General features: G+C 37.9%; 15 protein-coding genes. 9 read left to right on the forward strand and 6 right to left on the reverse strand.

Features of this window, described 5'->3' with window-relative positions:
* Positions 1-63: 63 nt before the first annotated feature.
* The 4 genes from BUC06_RS07015 to recO are packed head-to-tail and all read left to right on the forward strand — an operon-like array spanning position 64 to position 4721.
* Positions 64-822, forward strand: a complete 759-nt coding sequence (locus BUC06_RS07015; RefSeq protein WP_073331721.1) for a 5'-nucleotidase C-terminal domain-containing protein — start codon at positions 64-66, stop codon at positions 820-822.
* On the forward strand, positions 822-1772 hold the full coding sequence (locus BUC06_RS07020; protein ID WP_073331723.1) for a bifunctional metallophosphatase/5'-nucleotidase: 951 nt from the start codon (positions 822-824) through the stop codon (positions 1770-1772). Before BUC06_RS07015 ends, BUC06_RS07020 begins: the two co-directional genes overlap by 1 nt.
* A 1-nt stretch (position 1773) precedes the next feature.
* The gene (gene porZ / locus BUC06_RS07025) at positions 1774-4035 is read left to right on the forward strand and encodes a type IX secretion system anionic LPS delivery protein PorZ (RefSeq protein ID WP_073331726.1); all 2262 of its coding nucleotides are present in this window, start codon (positions 1774-1776) and stop codon (positions 4033-4035) included.
* Complete coding sequence (gene recO, locus BUC06_RS07030; RefSeq protein ID WP_073331728.1) at positions 4035-4721, forward strand: DNA repair protein RecO; 687 nt, start codon at positions 4035-4037, stop codon at positions 4719-4721. Before porZ ends, recO begins: the two co-directional genes overlap by 1 nt.
* 81 nt (positions 4722-4802) lie before the next feature.
* Here recO and BUC06_RS07035 read toward each other — a convergent pair whose 3' ends face one another.
* A complete protein-coding gene (locus BUC06_RS07035; protein ID WP_073331731.1) occupies positions 4803-7460 on the reverse strand; it encodes an MGH1-like glycoside hydrolase domain-containing protein in 2658 nt (885 codons plus the stop codon).
* A gap of 150 nt (positions 7461-7610) precedes the next feature.
* Positions 7611-8420, reverse strand: coding sequence for a glucose 1-dehydrogenase (locus BUC06_RS07040; RefSeq protein ID WP_073331734.1), 810 nt, complete (start codon positions 8418-8420; stop codon positions 7611-7613).
* Positions 8421-8612: 192 nt separating this feature from the next.
* On the opposite strand from BUC06_RS07040, the gene BUC06_RS07045 reads away from it, so the two are divergent.
* The 4 genes from BUC06_RS07045 to BUC06_RS07060 all read left to right on the forward strand — a co-directional run bounded on the left by BUC06_RS07045 (position 8613) and on the right by BUC06_RS07060 (position 11914).
* On the forward strand, positions 8613-9554 hold the full coding sequence (locus BUC06_RS07045; protein ID WP_073331737.1) for a heme-binding domain-containing protein: 942 nt from the start codon (positions 8613-8615) through the stop codon (positions 9552-9554).
* A 1-nt stretch (position 9555) separates the two neighbouring features.
* Complete coding sequence (locus BUC06_RS07050) at positions 9556-10032, forward strand: hypothetical protein (RefSeq protein ID WP_073331740.1); 477 nt, start codon at positions 9556-9558, stop codon at positions 10030-10032.
* A 108-nt stretch (positions 10033-10140) separates the two neighbouring features.
* Positions 10141-11166, forward strand: coding sequence for a sensor histidine kinase (locus tag BUC06_RS07055; RefSeq protein ID WP_073331743.1), 1026 nt, complete (start codon positions 10141-10143; stop codon positions 11164-11166).
* Positions 11147-11914 carry a LytR/AlgR family response regulator transcription factor gene (locus tag BUC06_RS07060; RefSeq protein WP_073331747.1) on the forward strand — a complete coding sequence of 256 codons (768 nt, stop codon included), beginning with the start codon at positions 11147-11149 and terminating at the stop codon, positions 11912-11914. The genes BUC06_RS07055 and BUC06_RS07060 overlap by 20 nt, the downstream gene beginning before the upstream one ends.
* Before the next feature lie 30 nt (positions 11915-11944).
* Here BUC06_RS07060 and BUC06_RS07065 read toward each other — a convergent pair whose 3' ends face one another.
* Both BUC06_RS07065 and BUC06_RS07070 read right to left on the reverse strand, forming a co-directional pair.
* The gene (locus BUC06_RS07065) at positions 11945-12418 is read right to left on the reverse strand and encodes a GNAT family N-acetyltransferase (RefSeq protein ID WP_083564017.1); all 474 of its coding nucleotides are present in this window, start codon (positions 12416-12418) and stop codon (positions 11945-11947) included.
* Positions 12419-12422: 4 nt separating this feature from the next.
* Entirely contained in the window at positions 12423-13040 is a 618-nt protein-coding gene (locus BUC06_RS07070; RefSeq protein WP_073331750.1) for a DUF1684 domain-containing protein, read from the reverse strand.
* Positions 13041-13174: 134 nt separating this feature from the next.
* On the opposite strand from BUC06_RS07070, the gene BUC06_RS07075 reads away from it, so the two are divergent.
* Complete coding sequence (locus BUC06_RS07075) at positions 13175-14758, forward strand: GMC family oxidoreductase N-terminal domain-containing protein (RefSeq protein ID WP_073331753.1); 1584 nt, start codon at positions 13175-13177, stop codon at positions 14756-14758.
* A 13-nt stretch (positions 14759-14771) separates the two neighbouring features.
* Here the strand turns inward: BUC06_RS07075 and BUC06_RS07080 are convergent, their stop codons facing one another.
* Complete coding sequence (locus tag BUC06_RS07080; protein ID WP_073331757.1) at positions 14772-15635, reverse strand: AadS family aminoglycoside 6-adenylyltransferase; 864 nt, start codon at positions 15633-15635, stop codon at positions 14772-14774.
* 2 nt (positions 15636-15637) lie between these two features.
* Positions 15638-16039, reverse strand: a complete 402-nt coding sequence (locus BUC06_RS07085; protein WP_073331759.1) for a hypothetical protein — start codon at positions 16037-16039, stop codon at positions 15638-15640.
* Positions 16040-16068 lie beyond the last annotated feature (29 nt).

Consider the following 16068-nt stretch of genomic DNA (forward strand, 5'->3'; position numbering starts at 1 on the left):
TTTGTAATAAATAATAATGTTTTATTCTACATATAATTATATTTGCATATACTAAAAGATATTATGAAAAATAAATTCTTGTTACTAGGAATTGCTCTGGCTTCGCTTACTGCCTGCAAAACAGCTTCTACGCTGCAGATGGCGGATGTAAAGATCCAGAAAAACATTTCTATTAATAATGAGCTAAAGAATGATGGGGAGTTTGTAAAAGTTATCGAACCTTATAAGCAAAAACTGGACAAAGAGATGAATCAGAAAATCTCTCATACCAGTGTAGATCTTACCAAACAAGGGGATAACAGCAATCTGGGTAATCTTTTGGCCGATTACACGTTCGAAGGCGCTGATGCCTGGACGAAAACCAATCTTAAAAAAAATGTAGACGCTGCCCTGATCAATATCGGTGGTATCCGTACTACGATTGGAAAAGGAGATATTCTTCTGAAAAGCGTTTTTGAAGTCATGCCTTTCGAAAATGAAGTGATCATTGTAAAAATGAAAGGGACAGATCTGCAGGGACTTTTTGATTATTATGCAAAAACTCAGGTAAACAATCCTGTTTCTCATTTGTACATAGAAACCAAAAATGGGCAGCTTACCCAATCGTTGATCAATGGAAAACCTATAGTTCCTACGCAGGATTATCATATCGCAACTTCAGATTATCTGGCTTTAGGGGGTGACAATATGAAATTCTTTTCCAAAGGAGAAGCTATTTCTACCGGAATCAAATTGAGGGATCTTTTCATTGAATATTTCAAGAAAACGTCTGAAGTAGTTCCCAATACAGATATTCGTTTAAATTTTATCGGTAAGAAATAATGGATAGAAAAAGTTTTTTAAAAGTACTAGGTGGTGGAACTTTAGCAATGTCTTTAGCTCCCCAAATGATGATGGCGGAAGAATTAAAAATTCTTAATTTAAATTCCACAAATAAACTGACCATTCTTCATACCAATGACCAGCACAGCAGAATAGAACCTTTTGATGCAAGCTATACCAAAAATCCCAATCAGGGTGGTTTTGCAAGAAGGGCTAGTTTAATACAGCAAATAAGAAATCAGGAAAGCAATGTTTTGCTTCTGGATTCAGGTGATATTTTTCAGGGAACTCCTTATTTCAATTTCTTCGGAGGTGAGCTGGAGTTTAAGCTGATGTCTATGATGAAGTATGATGCTTCAACAATGGGAAACCATGATTTTGACAATAGTTTAGATGGATTTTTAAAAGTTCTTCCTAATGCAAAATTCCCTTTTATCTGTTCAAACTATGATTTTAAGAATACCGTTCTGGATGGAAAGACTTCACCGTATAAGATCTTTAATAAAAACGGAATAAAAGTAGGTATTTTCGGAGTAGGTATTCAACTGGACGGACTTGTGGGTAAAAAACAGTATGGTGAAACCGTATATTCGGATCCTGTAGATGTAGCCCAGCACTATTCCAACTTTCTTAAAAATGAACAAAAATGTGATCTTGTGATCTGCCTTTCGCACATAGGTTATGATTATGAAGATGAACCTAATAAAATAAGTGACAAAATTCTTGCTGCCAAAACAGAGAATATTGATATTATTCTGGGCGGACATACCCATACTTTTTTATCTGAACCACAAACCTTTACCAACCGACAAGGGAAAAACGTTCTGGTCAATCAGGTAGGATGGGCAGGTCTTCTTCTTGGCAGAATAGATTTTTACTTTGATGCAAATAAAAACGTAAAGCATATTTCCTGGAACAACCAGACAATAGACAGCAGTATAACCGTATAATATGAAAAAACTCTCATTACTCTCTCTCGCTACTTTAGCCTCCCTGCAATTCATCAATGCGCAGGTCATTTCATCAAAAAAATGGACGGATCATTTTTCCTACAACAATGTCTTGGCTATGAAGGAAGACAATGGAAAAATAGTAGCCGCGACAGAAAATGGGATATTTTATTATACCATAGCAACAGGAGAAATTACTAAGCTGTCAAAAGCCACAGGTCTCCATGATGTTAATATATCTGCTTTTGACTATAATCCGCAGACTAAGATCGCTGTGGTGGGATATGCCAACGGCTCAATGGACGTTATCACTCCTCAGGAAATCAAATATATTGTTGATATACCCATTGCAACCGGTTATAATGGAAGCAAAAGAATCAATCATATTTCGATTACAGGAGATCAGGCGGTAATTTCTGTGGGTTATGGAGTTTCTATATTTAATATTAATAAGAAGGAATTCGGAGATTCTGCATTTTTTGTAAGCGGCGGTGTCTATGAAGCCAGTAATGAAGCCACTATTTTTGGAAACAAATTATATTCTGTTACCAATACAGGTTTGAAAAGTCACGAACTGAATACAACATTTCCCGTATTTTCTACATGGACTACGGAAATACCCGGATCCTTTAAGCATATTGACGGAGAGTCTTCCTCACTTATTTTTTCATCAGCAACTGCTGCATTTATCTACAATAGCGGAACCGGAACTCCTCTTCCCGGAACTTTTGGAGGTATCAAAGACATTACATTAAGTTCAAATAATATTGTAGTAACGGACAGTAGAATTTATACATTTGGATTAAACGGAGTCTTATTAAACGCTGTAAGTATGGGAGAAGACTGTAATACAGCTTTAACTGTCAACGGAAAAGTATATGGAGGAACGATACTTTCAGGAATAAAAGACGAAGGCGGTATCACTTATAAACCATCAGGTCCTTATTCCAACTCTTCATATAAAATTAATCTGTATGATAACAACCAGATGCTGGTGTCGTCAGGTTCAAGACTGAACAGGTATAATCAGCCTGGAGAAAATCCTAAAAAACCTGGATTTTACTACTTTAATGGATCGGAATGGATCTACCCGTCTTATTTCATAGGCAAGACTTTTCCCATCAATGTTCTTGATGCTGTAATGAACCCCGCTGACAACAGTGAAGTTTTTTTTACGAACTATACGGTAGGTGCGCAGGGTGTTTATAAAATGAAGTATAATCCCGGTAATAAAGATTTTGATCTATCAAAATATTATGACATGGGTGCACCCAGTATCTATTACCGTCGTCCCGTAGGTTTCGCATTTGACAATCAGAACAATATTTTCGTTTCTGTAGGTTTCCATGACGGCTCACCTTCGATAGGAATCTATGACAAGGCAGCGGATGATTTTATCATAAAAAAATTCGGAATATCAAGTGAAGGAATGCAAAAACCGATATTCCATGAAAATCAACTGTGGATTCCTATTCCCAGAAGTAATAATTTTATCGTATACGATTATAAAAATCCAACGAATCTTTCTGATGATGTAGATTATATCTTAAAAGATTCTAATGGGTTCGCCGGAAATTCAAAGGGAACATTATCTGTTGCATTCAGTAAGTCCGGAGATGCCTGGATAGGCACTGACAGTGGTTTAAGAATAATGTCCAATGCAGTAACAGAAATAAAAAATCCGGATCCTAAAGTAGAACCTATTATCATAGAGCAAGGCGGGCTTGGAGAAGAACTTTTCAGAGATGGTCAGATACTGCAGATAGAAGTAGATGCAGGAGATTATAAATGGATCTCTGTAGACGGAGGTGGGGTATATTATCTTTCTTCCGACGGACAGCAAACCATTAAGCATTTTACAAAAGAAAATTCGCCTCTTCCTACCAATTCAGTTACCGATATTAAGGTCGACAAAAAAACAGGAAAAGTATATTTTGTAACTTTTAACGGTATTGTTGCCTACCAGGGAGATGTAGCTGATTTGACGGCCAATTTTGGAAATGTGGTAGTCTATCCTAACCCTGTAGTGTATTCAAATTTTAAAGGAAAGGTTACCATTAAAGGTCTTGCTGAAAAAACCAATATCAGAATCACAGATGCCGCTGGAAATGTAATACATTCTGCAGTGGCCAGAGGAGGTTATTATGAATGGGATCTTAATAATATGAAGGGGAACAGAGTAGCTTCCGGAATATATTTTGTACTGATGACCAACGAAGACGCATCAGATAAAGCTACCGCAAAAATAGCTGTGGTCAATTAATGAATTCACAAAACGGATTTTTATTATCATTCATAAAATATGGCGAAAATGATGCTGTTCTGCATTGTTTTACAGAAGAGGATGGCTTTCAGACCTATTTCGTAAAAGGGATCTATGCTAAACGAAATAAAAAGAAAGCCTTGCTTCAGCCTCTGAGTATGCTCAGTTTTACCATTCATCCCACGAGAGGTAATGGAATACCATCAGTGTCTAGATTTGAACTGGTGAAGAATCCAGATATGTATATGGATATCAAAGCCAATACGGTCATATTTTTCATTTCGGACTTCCTTAATCAGATTTTAAGACACGAAAACAAAAACCCGGGCTTATTCTTTGGTATTGATGAATTTGTCACTGAACTGACCAGCAAAAACTATCAGTGTCATCTGTTATTTTTAATTAGGATATTAAAAATTCAGGGAGTTGCCCCTTTGATTAATAGCGGAACTTATTTGGATCCGGAAACCGGAACATTCTCTGCAGCCCCTGCTCACCAACTCTTCAATGAAGAAATATCAAATATCTGGAAAACAGCACTCTGCTCAGAAAACCTTTATACAACAAAAATACATTCGTCTTTAAGAAAAGATTTCCTGGACAGTCTTCTGGTCTACTATCATTATCATATGACAGATTTTAAGGTCCCGGCATCACTGGAGGTGATCCAGCAGATATTTGAATGATATAAGATTTTTTGTTTTTAATAAAGCTTGAGGATGGAAGATGGAAATTATAAAAAATCACCTTGTATCGTCCCTCAACTCTTAACGCTTCGTTTCTCCCGGCATTTCCGTTTCAGATTCAGCTATTTCTTTTTTAGAGAATCTTGGTTGTAGGATTTTTGCAATAAGTCCTGTCCATCCTGTCTGGTGGGAAGCTCCCACTCCCCTTCCATTATCACCATGAAAATATTCGTAGAATAAGATATAATCTTTAAAATCCGGATCCGTCTGAAACCTTTCATACTGCCCATTCACCGGACGTTTTCCGTTTTCATCTTTTAAAAATATCTTAGAAAGCCTTTTGCTTAGAGAATCTGCAATCTCATCCAGATTGGAGTAATTTCCGCTTCCCGTAGGATATTCTACTATAAAATCCGGACTGTAATAAAAGAAAAACCGCTGAAGGCTCTCAATAATGAGAAAATTGATTGGAAACCATACCGGCCCACGCCAATTGCTGTTTCCTCCGAAAAGTCCGCTATCACTTTCTGCAGGCATATATTTCACACAGTAATCGGTTCCGTTTAAATTTAAGGTATAGGGATTTTTTTCATATTCTTTAGACAATGCACGCACTCCATAATCGCTCAGAAACTCTTCCGGATTCAGCATTCTGCTTAAAAGTCTCTTTAAACGATGACCACGGAGCAGTGAGAGAAGGTGTTTGGAATCCTGTCCTTTCACTTCCCATCTGGATACGAGGGAGGCCAGTTCGGGTTTATTTTCAAGTACCCATTTCATTCTTTTTTTGAAATTGGGCAGTTTTTCAATCATTTCATCATCGATCACCTCAACGGCAAACATGGGAATCAGCCCTACAATCGTGCGCAACTTTAAGTACATATGATTACCATCACTGGAAGCAATGGCATCATAGAAAAATTCATCTTCCTGATCCCAGAGGCTGAACTCTTCTTCGCCCATATTATCGAGTGAATTGGCAATGGCAAGGAAGTGTTCAAAAAACTTCATCGCCATTTCTTCATAAACAATGTTGTATAAAGCCAGTTCGAGTGCAATTCTCATCATATTCAACGCAAACATGGCCATCCAGCTTGTTCCGTCCGACTGTTCCAGCTGTTCTCCATTGGGAAGGGTTGTATTGCGGTCAAAAACCCCAATATTATCCAGTCCTAAAAAGCCTCCTTCAAAAATATTATTTCCGTTGTTGTCTTTCTTATTCACCCACCATGTAAAATTCATGAGGAGTTTCTGAAAAGCACTCTCCAAAAATTCAATATCCGGTTTTCCTTTGATGTATTCATCTATTTTAAACACTCTGAAAACAGCCCATGCATGAACCGGCGGATTCACATCGCTTAAATTCCATTCATAAGCAGGAAGCTGGCCATTGGGATGCATATACCATTCAAACAGAAAAAGTTTCAGCTGATATTTTGCAAAATCCGGATCTATCAATGAAAAACTAATGGTATGAAACGCAAGATCCCAGGTCGCATACCACGGATATTCCCATTTATCCGGCATGGAAATAATATGTTCGTTATTCAGATGCTTCCATTGGTAATTCCGGATCTTCTCACGGGATTTGGGAGGTGGTATTTCTGCCGGATCTCCTTTCAGCCACTTTTCCACATTATAATGATAGTACATTTTGTTCCAGAGCATTCCTGCAAAAGCCTGTCTCTGAACCAATTTTTCGTCGTCCGACTCTATTCCCCTCTGAATTTCAGCATAAAACTCATCTGCTTCTTTTTTCCTTAACTCAAAGACTTCTTCAAAATCGGCAAAAGGTTCTTTTAGTTCTTTATCTGTTATTCTGAATTCAAAAATTTTAGACGTTCCTGCTTTCAGTACGTCATCAATAAAAAAAGCAGCTTTAGTTCCGTTACTTTGAGGATTAACGGCCTGAGAATTTCCATTAATGACAAAATCATTAATTCCGTCTTTGCAGTATTTTACTTCACTGGGAGATTGATACAGTCTTTCAGTATTGGTTTCATTATTACAGAACAGTGTTTTTAATGACTCTTTTGCATAGATATTTTTAATCTCAAGATCCTTATGATCAATCGCAATATGTTGCGGATCTTCGCTATTCAGCTTCGGTCTGTAATCATCGTATCCCCAGTTCCATGTATTTCTGAACCATATTGTAGGTAGTATGACAAGCGGTGCCTCTTTTTCAGACTTATTGACGACTGTAAGCTTAACTAAGATATCGTGCTCACTTTCTTTAGCATATTCAATAAACAGGTCAAAATACTCATTTTGATCAAAGACTCCGGTATCGATCAACTCATATTCAGGCTCATTTTTACCTTTTTTGGCATTCGTTTCTAAAAGATCTTCATAAGGAAAAGCATTCTGAGGATATTTGTACAACATCTTCATATAGGAATGCGTTGGGGTAGAATCCAGATAATAAAAATATTCCTTGACATCTTCCCCGTGATTTCCCTGCCCGTTGGTAAGACCGAAAAAACGTTCTTTGACCATTTTATCCTTTTTATTCCAGAATCCGATGGAAAAGACCAGCTTCTGAAGATCATCACAGATTCCACAAATCCCCTCTTCACCCCAGCGGTAGGTTTTGGCTTCTGCGGTATCATAGCTGGTATAGTTCCATGCATCTCCGTTTCCGCTATAATCTTCGCGGACAAGCCCCCATTCGCGATTGCTGACATAGGGTCCCCATTTTTTCCATGAGATTTCTGAAAGTCTTTGTTTTTCGGACATGTGTTGATTTTTTTTTAAAATATATCGATCAGTGGAGAAAAGAATAAAGAAAAAAGACTTAAGACGTGGGATTTCAGACGATTAAATAAGAGGCTTCTGCAGGCACTAGAACACTCTCAAACATTAATACTATTGAAAACTTAAAACGACCTATCCTCCTGTAGAAAAGCTTTCAAATGTGGTCATACCTCCGTCTACGAAAATGCTTGTTCCTGTGATATAATCTGCCAGATCACTTGCCAGAAAAGCGGCTAAATTCCCGATATCCTCTGGCTGCCCTATTCTATCATACGGAATAAGATGAAGCAGGGAATTCAAAGCCTCAGGTGTACCCCATGCCTCTTTATTGATTGGGGTTTGAATGGCACCGGGACAGATAGAATTCACACGGATTTTATTGGCACCATATTCCTGTGCAAGAGTTTGCATAAGCATTCTGATGGCCCCTTTGCTGGAAGCATAATTGGCATGTCCTGCCCATGGAATAATTTCGTGAACAGAACTGATATGAATGATTTTCCCACAGGCAACGGAACGGGACCGATCTATCCCTCTACGAAGAAATTCCTTAATAGCTTCGCGGGCGCAGAGAAATTGTCCGGTAAGATTTACACCAATCACGGCATTCCACTGATCAAGGGTCATTTCAGTAAACTTTGAGTCTTTTTGAATTCCGGCATTATTAATAAGGATATCTACGGTTCCGAATTGTGAAACGGTATCTTCAAACATCTTAACCACCTGGTCTTCTTTAGAAACATCACACTGATAGGTCATTCCTTTTCCTCCGGCATCTGTAATTTCTTTTAAGACAGCCTGCGCATCATCGGTTGATCTTTCCGAAGAGTGATTCACAATAACAGTTGCCCCCGCAGATGCAAGTGATTTTGCAATTCCTGAACCTATTCCGCTTGAGCCTCCAGTAACGACAGCTACCTGATTACGAAGTGATATTTCCATATTTTATTATTTGATCTTACTCAAAGTTATGGAAAGAAATCAGCCGGATGGAATTTTTAAATTTAAAATTTTATTAAAGTTTTTCAGACGAAGCCTTATGAACGTTTAAAGAATAAAAATGAACGTTTCAACTCATTTTATAATTTTGAAAGGAAAAACATCTTTTACTTTGTATTCAATTCAAGCCTATTTATGAAAAACAAGATGATTACAACCGGACTTGTCATCACAGGTATTTTTGCACTCATGCAACTGTACCGTCCAAAAATAGATAAAGGACATCATGAAAGTCAAAAAAAAGTATTTCCTCACGATGTGCAGGTGATTCTTAAAAACTCATGTTACGACTGTCATTCCAACCAGCAAAATTTAAAATGGTTTGATCAGATCGCACCTGCCAACTGGATCGTTGCAGACCATGTTAACAGGGCAAAAAGTGTTTTAAATTTTTCAGAATTTGATCAGCTTCAAAAATCCGATCAAAATACCAAAATATGGGGAGCTGTTAATAAAATCATGCTGGGTGCAATGCCGTTAAAGAGTTATTTAACATTACACCCTGAAGCCAAAGTGTCAAACGCTGACCTGGAAAAACTTAAAAAGTACGCCCTTACGCTGGCTCCTGAACAAAAAAAGGACACAGCAAAAGATCATAAGCTCAATTTACAATATGCTGCATGGCGTGACAAAGAGATGAAAACGCCCCAAAAGTCACCTGTTGCCGTAAATGGAATCGCTTATATCCCGGAATATAAAAACTGGACTCCAATAAGCACGACCCAAAGAATTGATAATGGAACATTGCGTATTATTTTCGGAAATAACATTGCCATACAGGCCATCAAAGAACATCATACAAACCCCTGGCCAGATGGAAGCATTATTGCCAAAGTCAACTGGGAATCTTTGACGACTCCCGATGGAAATATTTCTCCCGGTGCTTTCAGGGCTGTGGAATATATGATTAAAGACCGTAAAAAATATGCTTCTACCAAGGGATGGGGATGGGCAAGATTTTTGACTACTGACCTGAAGCCCTACGGAAATGATGAAAGTTTTACGAAAGAGTGTGTCAATTGTCATACTCCTGTAGCCAATACCGATTATGTTTTCACCTTACCAATGCAACACTAATATGAAATACCTTATCCTTACCATTACCTTTTCTTTTTTGCTCTGTTCATGTAATAAAGCATTCCCGGAAAACAGAAATCAGCAAGCATCTCTTCCTGAAAAATTCAATTTTAAAGAGATGAAGCTTAAAACCATTACCACTTTTATCCATCCGAAAAACCATACAACAAGTACATTATATGGTAATGAGAACGCCTATAATGCACTGCTACAGTCAGATTCCACCCCTAGTAACAGCAGTAAAAATTTAGTGCTGATCACATGGAAACAACAAGATGATCCTAACTGGTTTGGTGCAAAAATCCCTGGCTCGCTGGTGAGTATTGAGACTTTAAAAACAAATACCAACTTTAAAGATCTACAAAATATCACCTATGAATTTTTGCCTGGTGCTCACTCAGAAAAAGATATCCCAGCATCGGATAAGGGCAAGCGGATCAAAGCTATTCTGGCATTGCAGCCAGCCGTCATGCCTTAAAAAAAGAAAAATATAGTTGAAGGTTTTAAAAAGCGATCTATCGTTTCAGTAATTAACATTGAATTTTTGTACCTTGTTGAAGCCAGTTTTAATTTTGTAACTCATCACATGCAGCCGAATAGAAATACTTTTAACGTTTCTCCGAAAATAATATGGCTGAGCTCTGTGTTTATGGCTATTCTGGCCTCTATTCCAAAGGTTCTTCAGATTAATATTACAACATCAGAATTGGCTGTGGATGCAGGAATGGCTTTCATCTACACTTTATTTATATGGTACTATAATCTCTACAGCCTACCAAGATTTTCAGTACCCGGAAACAGCCGGAATCAACTGACTAAGAAACTTGTGATCAGTTTGATTTCAGGAACGGTATTCATGGCTATTTTAGTCGCTTTGTACCATCTGATTTTTTCTCATTATCAGTTTCTGCCGATGTTTCTTATGTACCAGTTTAGAGGAATTTTAATTAATCTTACGGTCTTTTTACTGATTCACTTCATTTACCAAAGCTATGACACCCAACAGGTAAAATTACAGCTTGAGAAAATAAAGACCGATAATCTGAATGCTCAATACGAACTATTAAAACAACAGGTCAATCCTCATTTTTTATTCAATAGCCTCAATACGCTGAAATCAATGATTGATGTACAGGATAGTCAGGCGTCGGATTTTGTTGTGAAATTATCCAATTTTTATCGTTTTTCGCTTGAAAGCAGAAGGGAGAATGTTGTCCCGCTTGATAAAGAAATTGCTATTTTGGAAGCTTATACATTTCTGCTGAAATCAAGGTTTGAAGAGGGTTTCCAAATTGAAATTTCAATTTCAGACAAGACCAGACCATCTTTAATTCCTCCTTTTACGCTGCAACTTCTTATTGAAAACAGTATTAAGCATAATATTGTATCATTGGAGAAACCCATCCGTATAACCATCTTTGAAGAGGATCGTCAACTGGTGATTCAAAATAATATACAGCCCAAAAGAAATGTAGAGCAATCGTCCGGAATAGGACTGGATAATATAAAAGGCAGATATGCACACTTAACAGATCAACCTGTAAAAGTGATCCATAATAAAGATTTTTTCATTGTTAAATTACCGCTTGTCTATGAATATTCTCATTATTGAAGATGAAATAAAAGCTGCCAAGGCACTGGCAGATAATCTTAAGAAAGTAAGGCCGGAAAGTCAGATTCTGAGTATTTTACAAAGCGTGGAATCTGCAATAGACTGGTTACAGAACGAAACACTGCCGGATCTGATATTCATGGATATCCAATTGGCAGACGGTCAATGTTTTGAAATTTTCGAATCGGTTGATATCCATATCCCCGTTATATTCTGTACTGCTTACAGTGACCATACGTTCGAGGCTTTCCGAAATAACGGGATCGATTATATCCTGAAACCTTTTACAACAAACGAAATTGAGTTATCCCTTCAAAAACTGGAACAGTTCCGCAATTTCTTTCAAAAACAAAACTCACCAGCTGAACTTTTACAGATCATAAAATCGGTGATTCCCTCTGAAAAAACAAAAACTAATTTTCTGATCTTTTCACAAAACAGATATATCAATGTTCCTACCGGTGAAATTTCCTATTTCTGTAAAAGAACTGAAGGCACCTTTTTATCCACAACTGACCATAAGGTATATCCAATGAAAGAAACATTAGAGGAACTCCAGCGGCAGGTAAGTCCGGAAGATTTTTTTAGGGTCAACCGACAATATCTTGTAGCTTTCAAAAGCATCAGAGAAGTACAGCATTATTTCCATAGAAAACTTTTGATACAACTGGATGTGGAAACCTCTGAGAAAGTTTTTGTGCCCAGAGAAAAGGCCACCCTATTTCTGGAATGGCTATCGAATCGCTGATCAATGACGGAACTGCATTAACTGAATTTATTAAAGTTTTTTATACATCAGATATTGTGGACCACTCCTCCCTATTCTGCTTTTACCATCGTACAGATATCCTGTTTTCAGATAAATATGATAGGCTGAAAGATTTTTCTGATTAACTGCCAGAACAATTTCCTCGCAATCGGGAAAATTCCCCCTCACAAATTCATCAGCAATCTGCATGGCAGCTTTTCCGATTCCTTTTCCCTGTAAGTCAGGATTGATAGATAAAGATCTCAGCAAAACAGATTGTTCATTATCGGTCAAGTCAAATTTATCTTCTCCAAAATCCAGCACGAAAAATCCGGACGGCTGCCTGTTTTCAAAGACTGTTATAGCATACGCTTTAGGATCATTGATCTCGCTGAGTCTTTTCAAGGCCTGCTCTACAGTTGAAGTATACCTTTGCTGATGTTCATCCAGGGCATAATTAAGCCCTGCGAAATCTTCCTGTTTATAAAAATCTAAGCTGACCATATTCTTAATGATGATAAATATCCTGATACATGACACCTGCCCTGATTTCTACCGGAAGCTTGTTTTCTTCAGGAACTACGGGACAATTGTAATCGTAAGCATTATAGGCACAGTAAGGCTGATACGATTGATTAAAATCCAGAACAATCGTATTTCCTTTCGGAATTTTCAGGTCCATATATTTTCCGCCTCCATAGGTTTCTTTTTCATTGGTAGCATCGCGAAAAGGAAGAAAAAGATGGTCTTTATATTTGTCCTGCTTAATAAGATCAAGACTCTGATACAAAGTCACGGTATAAGGTTTTCCATCGAGTTCAAAGGTTGCTTTTCCATATTCACGATACGGCTTTGTCTTACCGGAAGACGTAGGCAGCTCAAAAGGTTGGGGATTTTCAGTTTTACTGAGTTTTGCAGTAACCCTGTATTTTAAATTAACCGGAAAGAAAGGATGCTTTTTAAAATTCGTAAAATTGTCTCCACGTAAGGGCGTTTCCTTTGGATTAAGATATTCTGCATCGAGTTCTTTCTGAAATTTTCTGATCTCCTTGCTTTCTTTTGAAGCTCCTTTTTGAGCTAAAATGAAGAGTGGAGATAACAGAAGAATGATTAATATTTTTTTCATGAACGCTTCAAATTATAAGTAAAACTATGAATTTTTCATGGCATGAAAAGTTAAAATTGTAATAAAAAGGTACAATCTGTTTTAAATAATCCGTATTCCATTTTCTTTAGCATATTTTTTGACCTGTAAAGCTTATGGACAGAAAGAAATTCATCAAGACGGGCCTTCTCGCAGTATCAGGTTTTTATTTCCTTAATGCTGATCTGTTTCAGGCCATGCAGCCGAAAACGGACAGCTTAGAAGGAAATGTCATAGACGCTCCTATACTTATTGTAGGCAGCGGATATGGAGGAGCTGTGTCGGCTTTACGTCTTTGTGAAGCCGGAAAAAAAGTGGTCATGCTTGAAATGGGTCTGAATTGGGAAAAATCAGGAATTCCATTTTCCAGTATGTTGAAACCAGGCAAAAGTGCAGCGTGGCTGAAAAAGAAGACCATTGCACCGTTTATGAATATTTTTTCGTTAACTCCTTTCACGGGAACGCTGGACAGAATGGATTTTGAGCATATCAATATCTGGGTCGGACGGGGTGTAGGCGGCGGTTCTCTGGTAAATGGCGGAATGGCCGTTACCCCTAAGGAAAGCTACTTTAAAGAAGTTTTTCCTGATCTGGATGCTGAAAAGTTTTACAGCACCTATTTCCCAATGGTTCATAAAGAACTGAAAGTGAATGTTATTGATGAGCAATTTTTAAAAGACTGCCCTTATTATCAGTTTACACGGGTAGGTGAAGAGGAGGCTCATAAAGCAGGTTTCAAAACCATACGGGTTCCGAATGTTTATGATTTCCAATACATGGAAAAAGAATATAAGAATGAAGTTCCCCGTTCTGCTTTGAATACAGAAGTGATTTACGGAAATAACCACGGCAAGAACAGTCTGGATAAAACCTACCTCAAAAAGGCACTCGAAACCGGAAATCTCGAAATTCTGGATCTTCATTGTGTCGAAAACATTAAGCTTAATGACGATAAAACCTATACTTTAAATGTGCAGCAAATTGATACTTCAGGGGCTGTTGTTTCTGATAAGGTATTCAACTGTAAAAAACTGATTCTCGCTGCGGGAACGATGGGAACTTTGAAAATTCTTTTACAGTCCAATGCCGTTAATAAATTTCCGATTCACGAAGAGATCGGGAAAAACTGGGGGAACAACGGCAATTTCATGACGGGCAGAAACTGGGTAAAACCATTGTCCGGCGGAACAGGGGCCAAACAATCTACGATTCCTGTGGGAGGTATTGATAACTGGGAAGACAAAGAACATCCTTTTTTCACGGAAATCGCTCCGCTTCCGATGGGAATGGATGTAGCTACAGCGTTATATCTTTTAATTAATAGAGTTGATAAAAAAGGGGAAGTTTCCTATGATGTTAACACCAAAAAACTGAGTTTAAACTGGGATCCGAGCCATACGGTTAAAATGAAGGAGAATGCAAATTATTTTATCAAAAAGATGAACCGGGCGAATGGCGGAACGAGAAGCCATTTCTTATTTAATAACGGTTTCGGAGCAGATGTCTGCTATCATCCGCTGGGAGGCTGTGTATTGGGTAAGGCAACCAATGACTATGGAAAACTAAAAGATCACGACAATCTTTATGTGTTAGATGGATCTTTGATTCCGGGAACAATCGGGGTTAATCCTTTTGTGACCATTACTGCTATTGCAGAATATTGCATTGAAAATCTAATCAGGCAGAATGAATTTGCATAGGATTAAGATCTCACTACATGGATTGTACTTCATCTAAATATTTTCTGATATCCTCTTCCTGTTGATGAGGGTACTCAAAATTAAGATTCTCAGCCAAAGCTGTCCCAAGGTCATGCACCAAATCTGCTGAAGCGTATAAAGCACGCCAGTTATCGTCAATACTGCTTCCTGAGAAGGTGGCTTCTGCTCTTTCCCAGAGTTCTGCAGACAGGTGTTTTTTGAAAAGACGGCCATGTTTATTGGTGGTGATATTTTTCCAGTCGTGAAAACTGGCAATAGACCATTCAATCAGAGGCACGAGATAATCTGTCCGGATCACATCTTCTGACATGAATTTAGCATAAAACAGATCTTCACGTTTCAGGCATTTGGCCACATAGGTCGTATCCCACCAGAAGTCGTTCATCAATTGCTGAAACTTTTGTTCTGTAGGTTTCCGGATCATGACAGACTGATAGGTTGGCGGCTTTAAATCTTTGGTCAGCTGATCTTTATCAATCAAAACCTTGTAACCAACATCCCAATCATCTGGAAGCTTTTCTTCCTGAACCTCTTTTAAAAATTCTGATTTTTGATAAAGTTTAAAATCAACCTTCACATGATCAGCGTACAGTACCATTTTCATGGCGTGTTTCCCATCAAAATAAGAATCATCTTCTTCTACCATGGAAACAGGATCACCAAAAATATAAATCCATTTCTTATCGGTCTCATACTCTTTTAAATTTTCAAAGACCAGTTCTATATCAAGGTCGCTGAAATCATCTACAGGTGCATAAGGATTCACCAACGAACTGGTCAGCAGTACAGCGTGAATGTCAGGATTGTTGTCTGCCCAGCTGATAATATGCTTCAGTTTTTCCTCCCGCGCTTTCATTATTAATAAGATTCTGAAATTTTCACCCGGTAGACATCCAGAGAGTTTCTTTTGATAGATTCCACAAAAAACCCTCCTTCTTCTGGTATAACTTCTTTAAGGTTAAAACTTTTACAGTCTTTTGGCAAACCAGAAAATACTAACGTAAACCAGAAATCCTGCATGAACGGAACGGCTGTCCAATTGGGGTAGATTGTAATATTCTCAGCATGAATAAGCTTACTTTTATGATCAGACTGATTGTCAATTAGGTAGGTAGAATTCCATATCCTGATCAGATTTCCCAAAAATGGTGACGCGGGAAAACAGCAATGGACAATAACCTGCTTCTCCTCTTCAATTTTGGTCTGAAGAGATTCCAGGAGTTCTTTGGCGATAATGGGCTTTACGAGTATTTCTTCCAACTTTTATTGTATGTCAATGTCAATTGTGA

The sequence above is a fragment of the Chryseobacterium carnipullorum genome (assembly GCF_900142785.1).
Lineage (GTDB): Bacteria > Bacteroidota > Bacteroidia > Flavobacteriales > Weeksellaceae > Chryseobacterium > Chryseobacterium carnipullorum.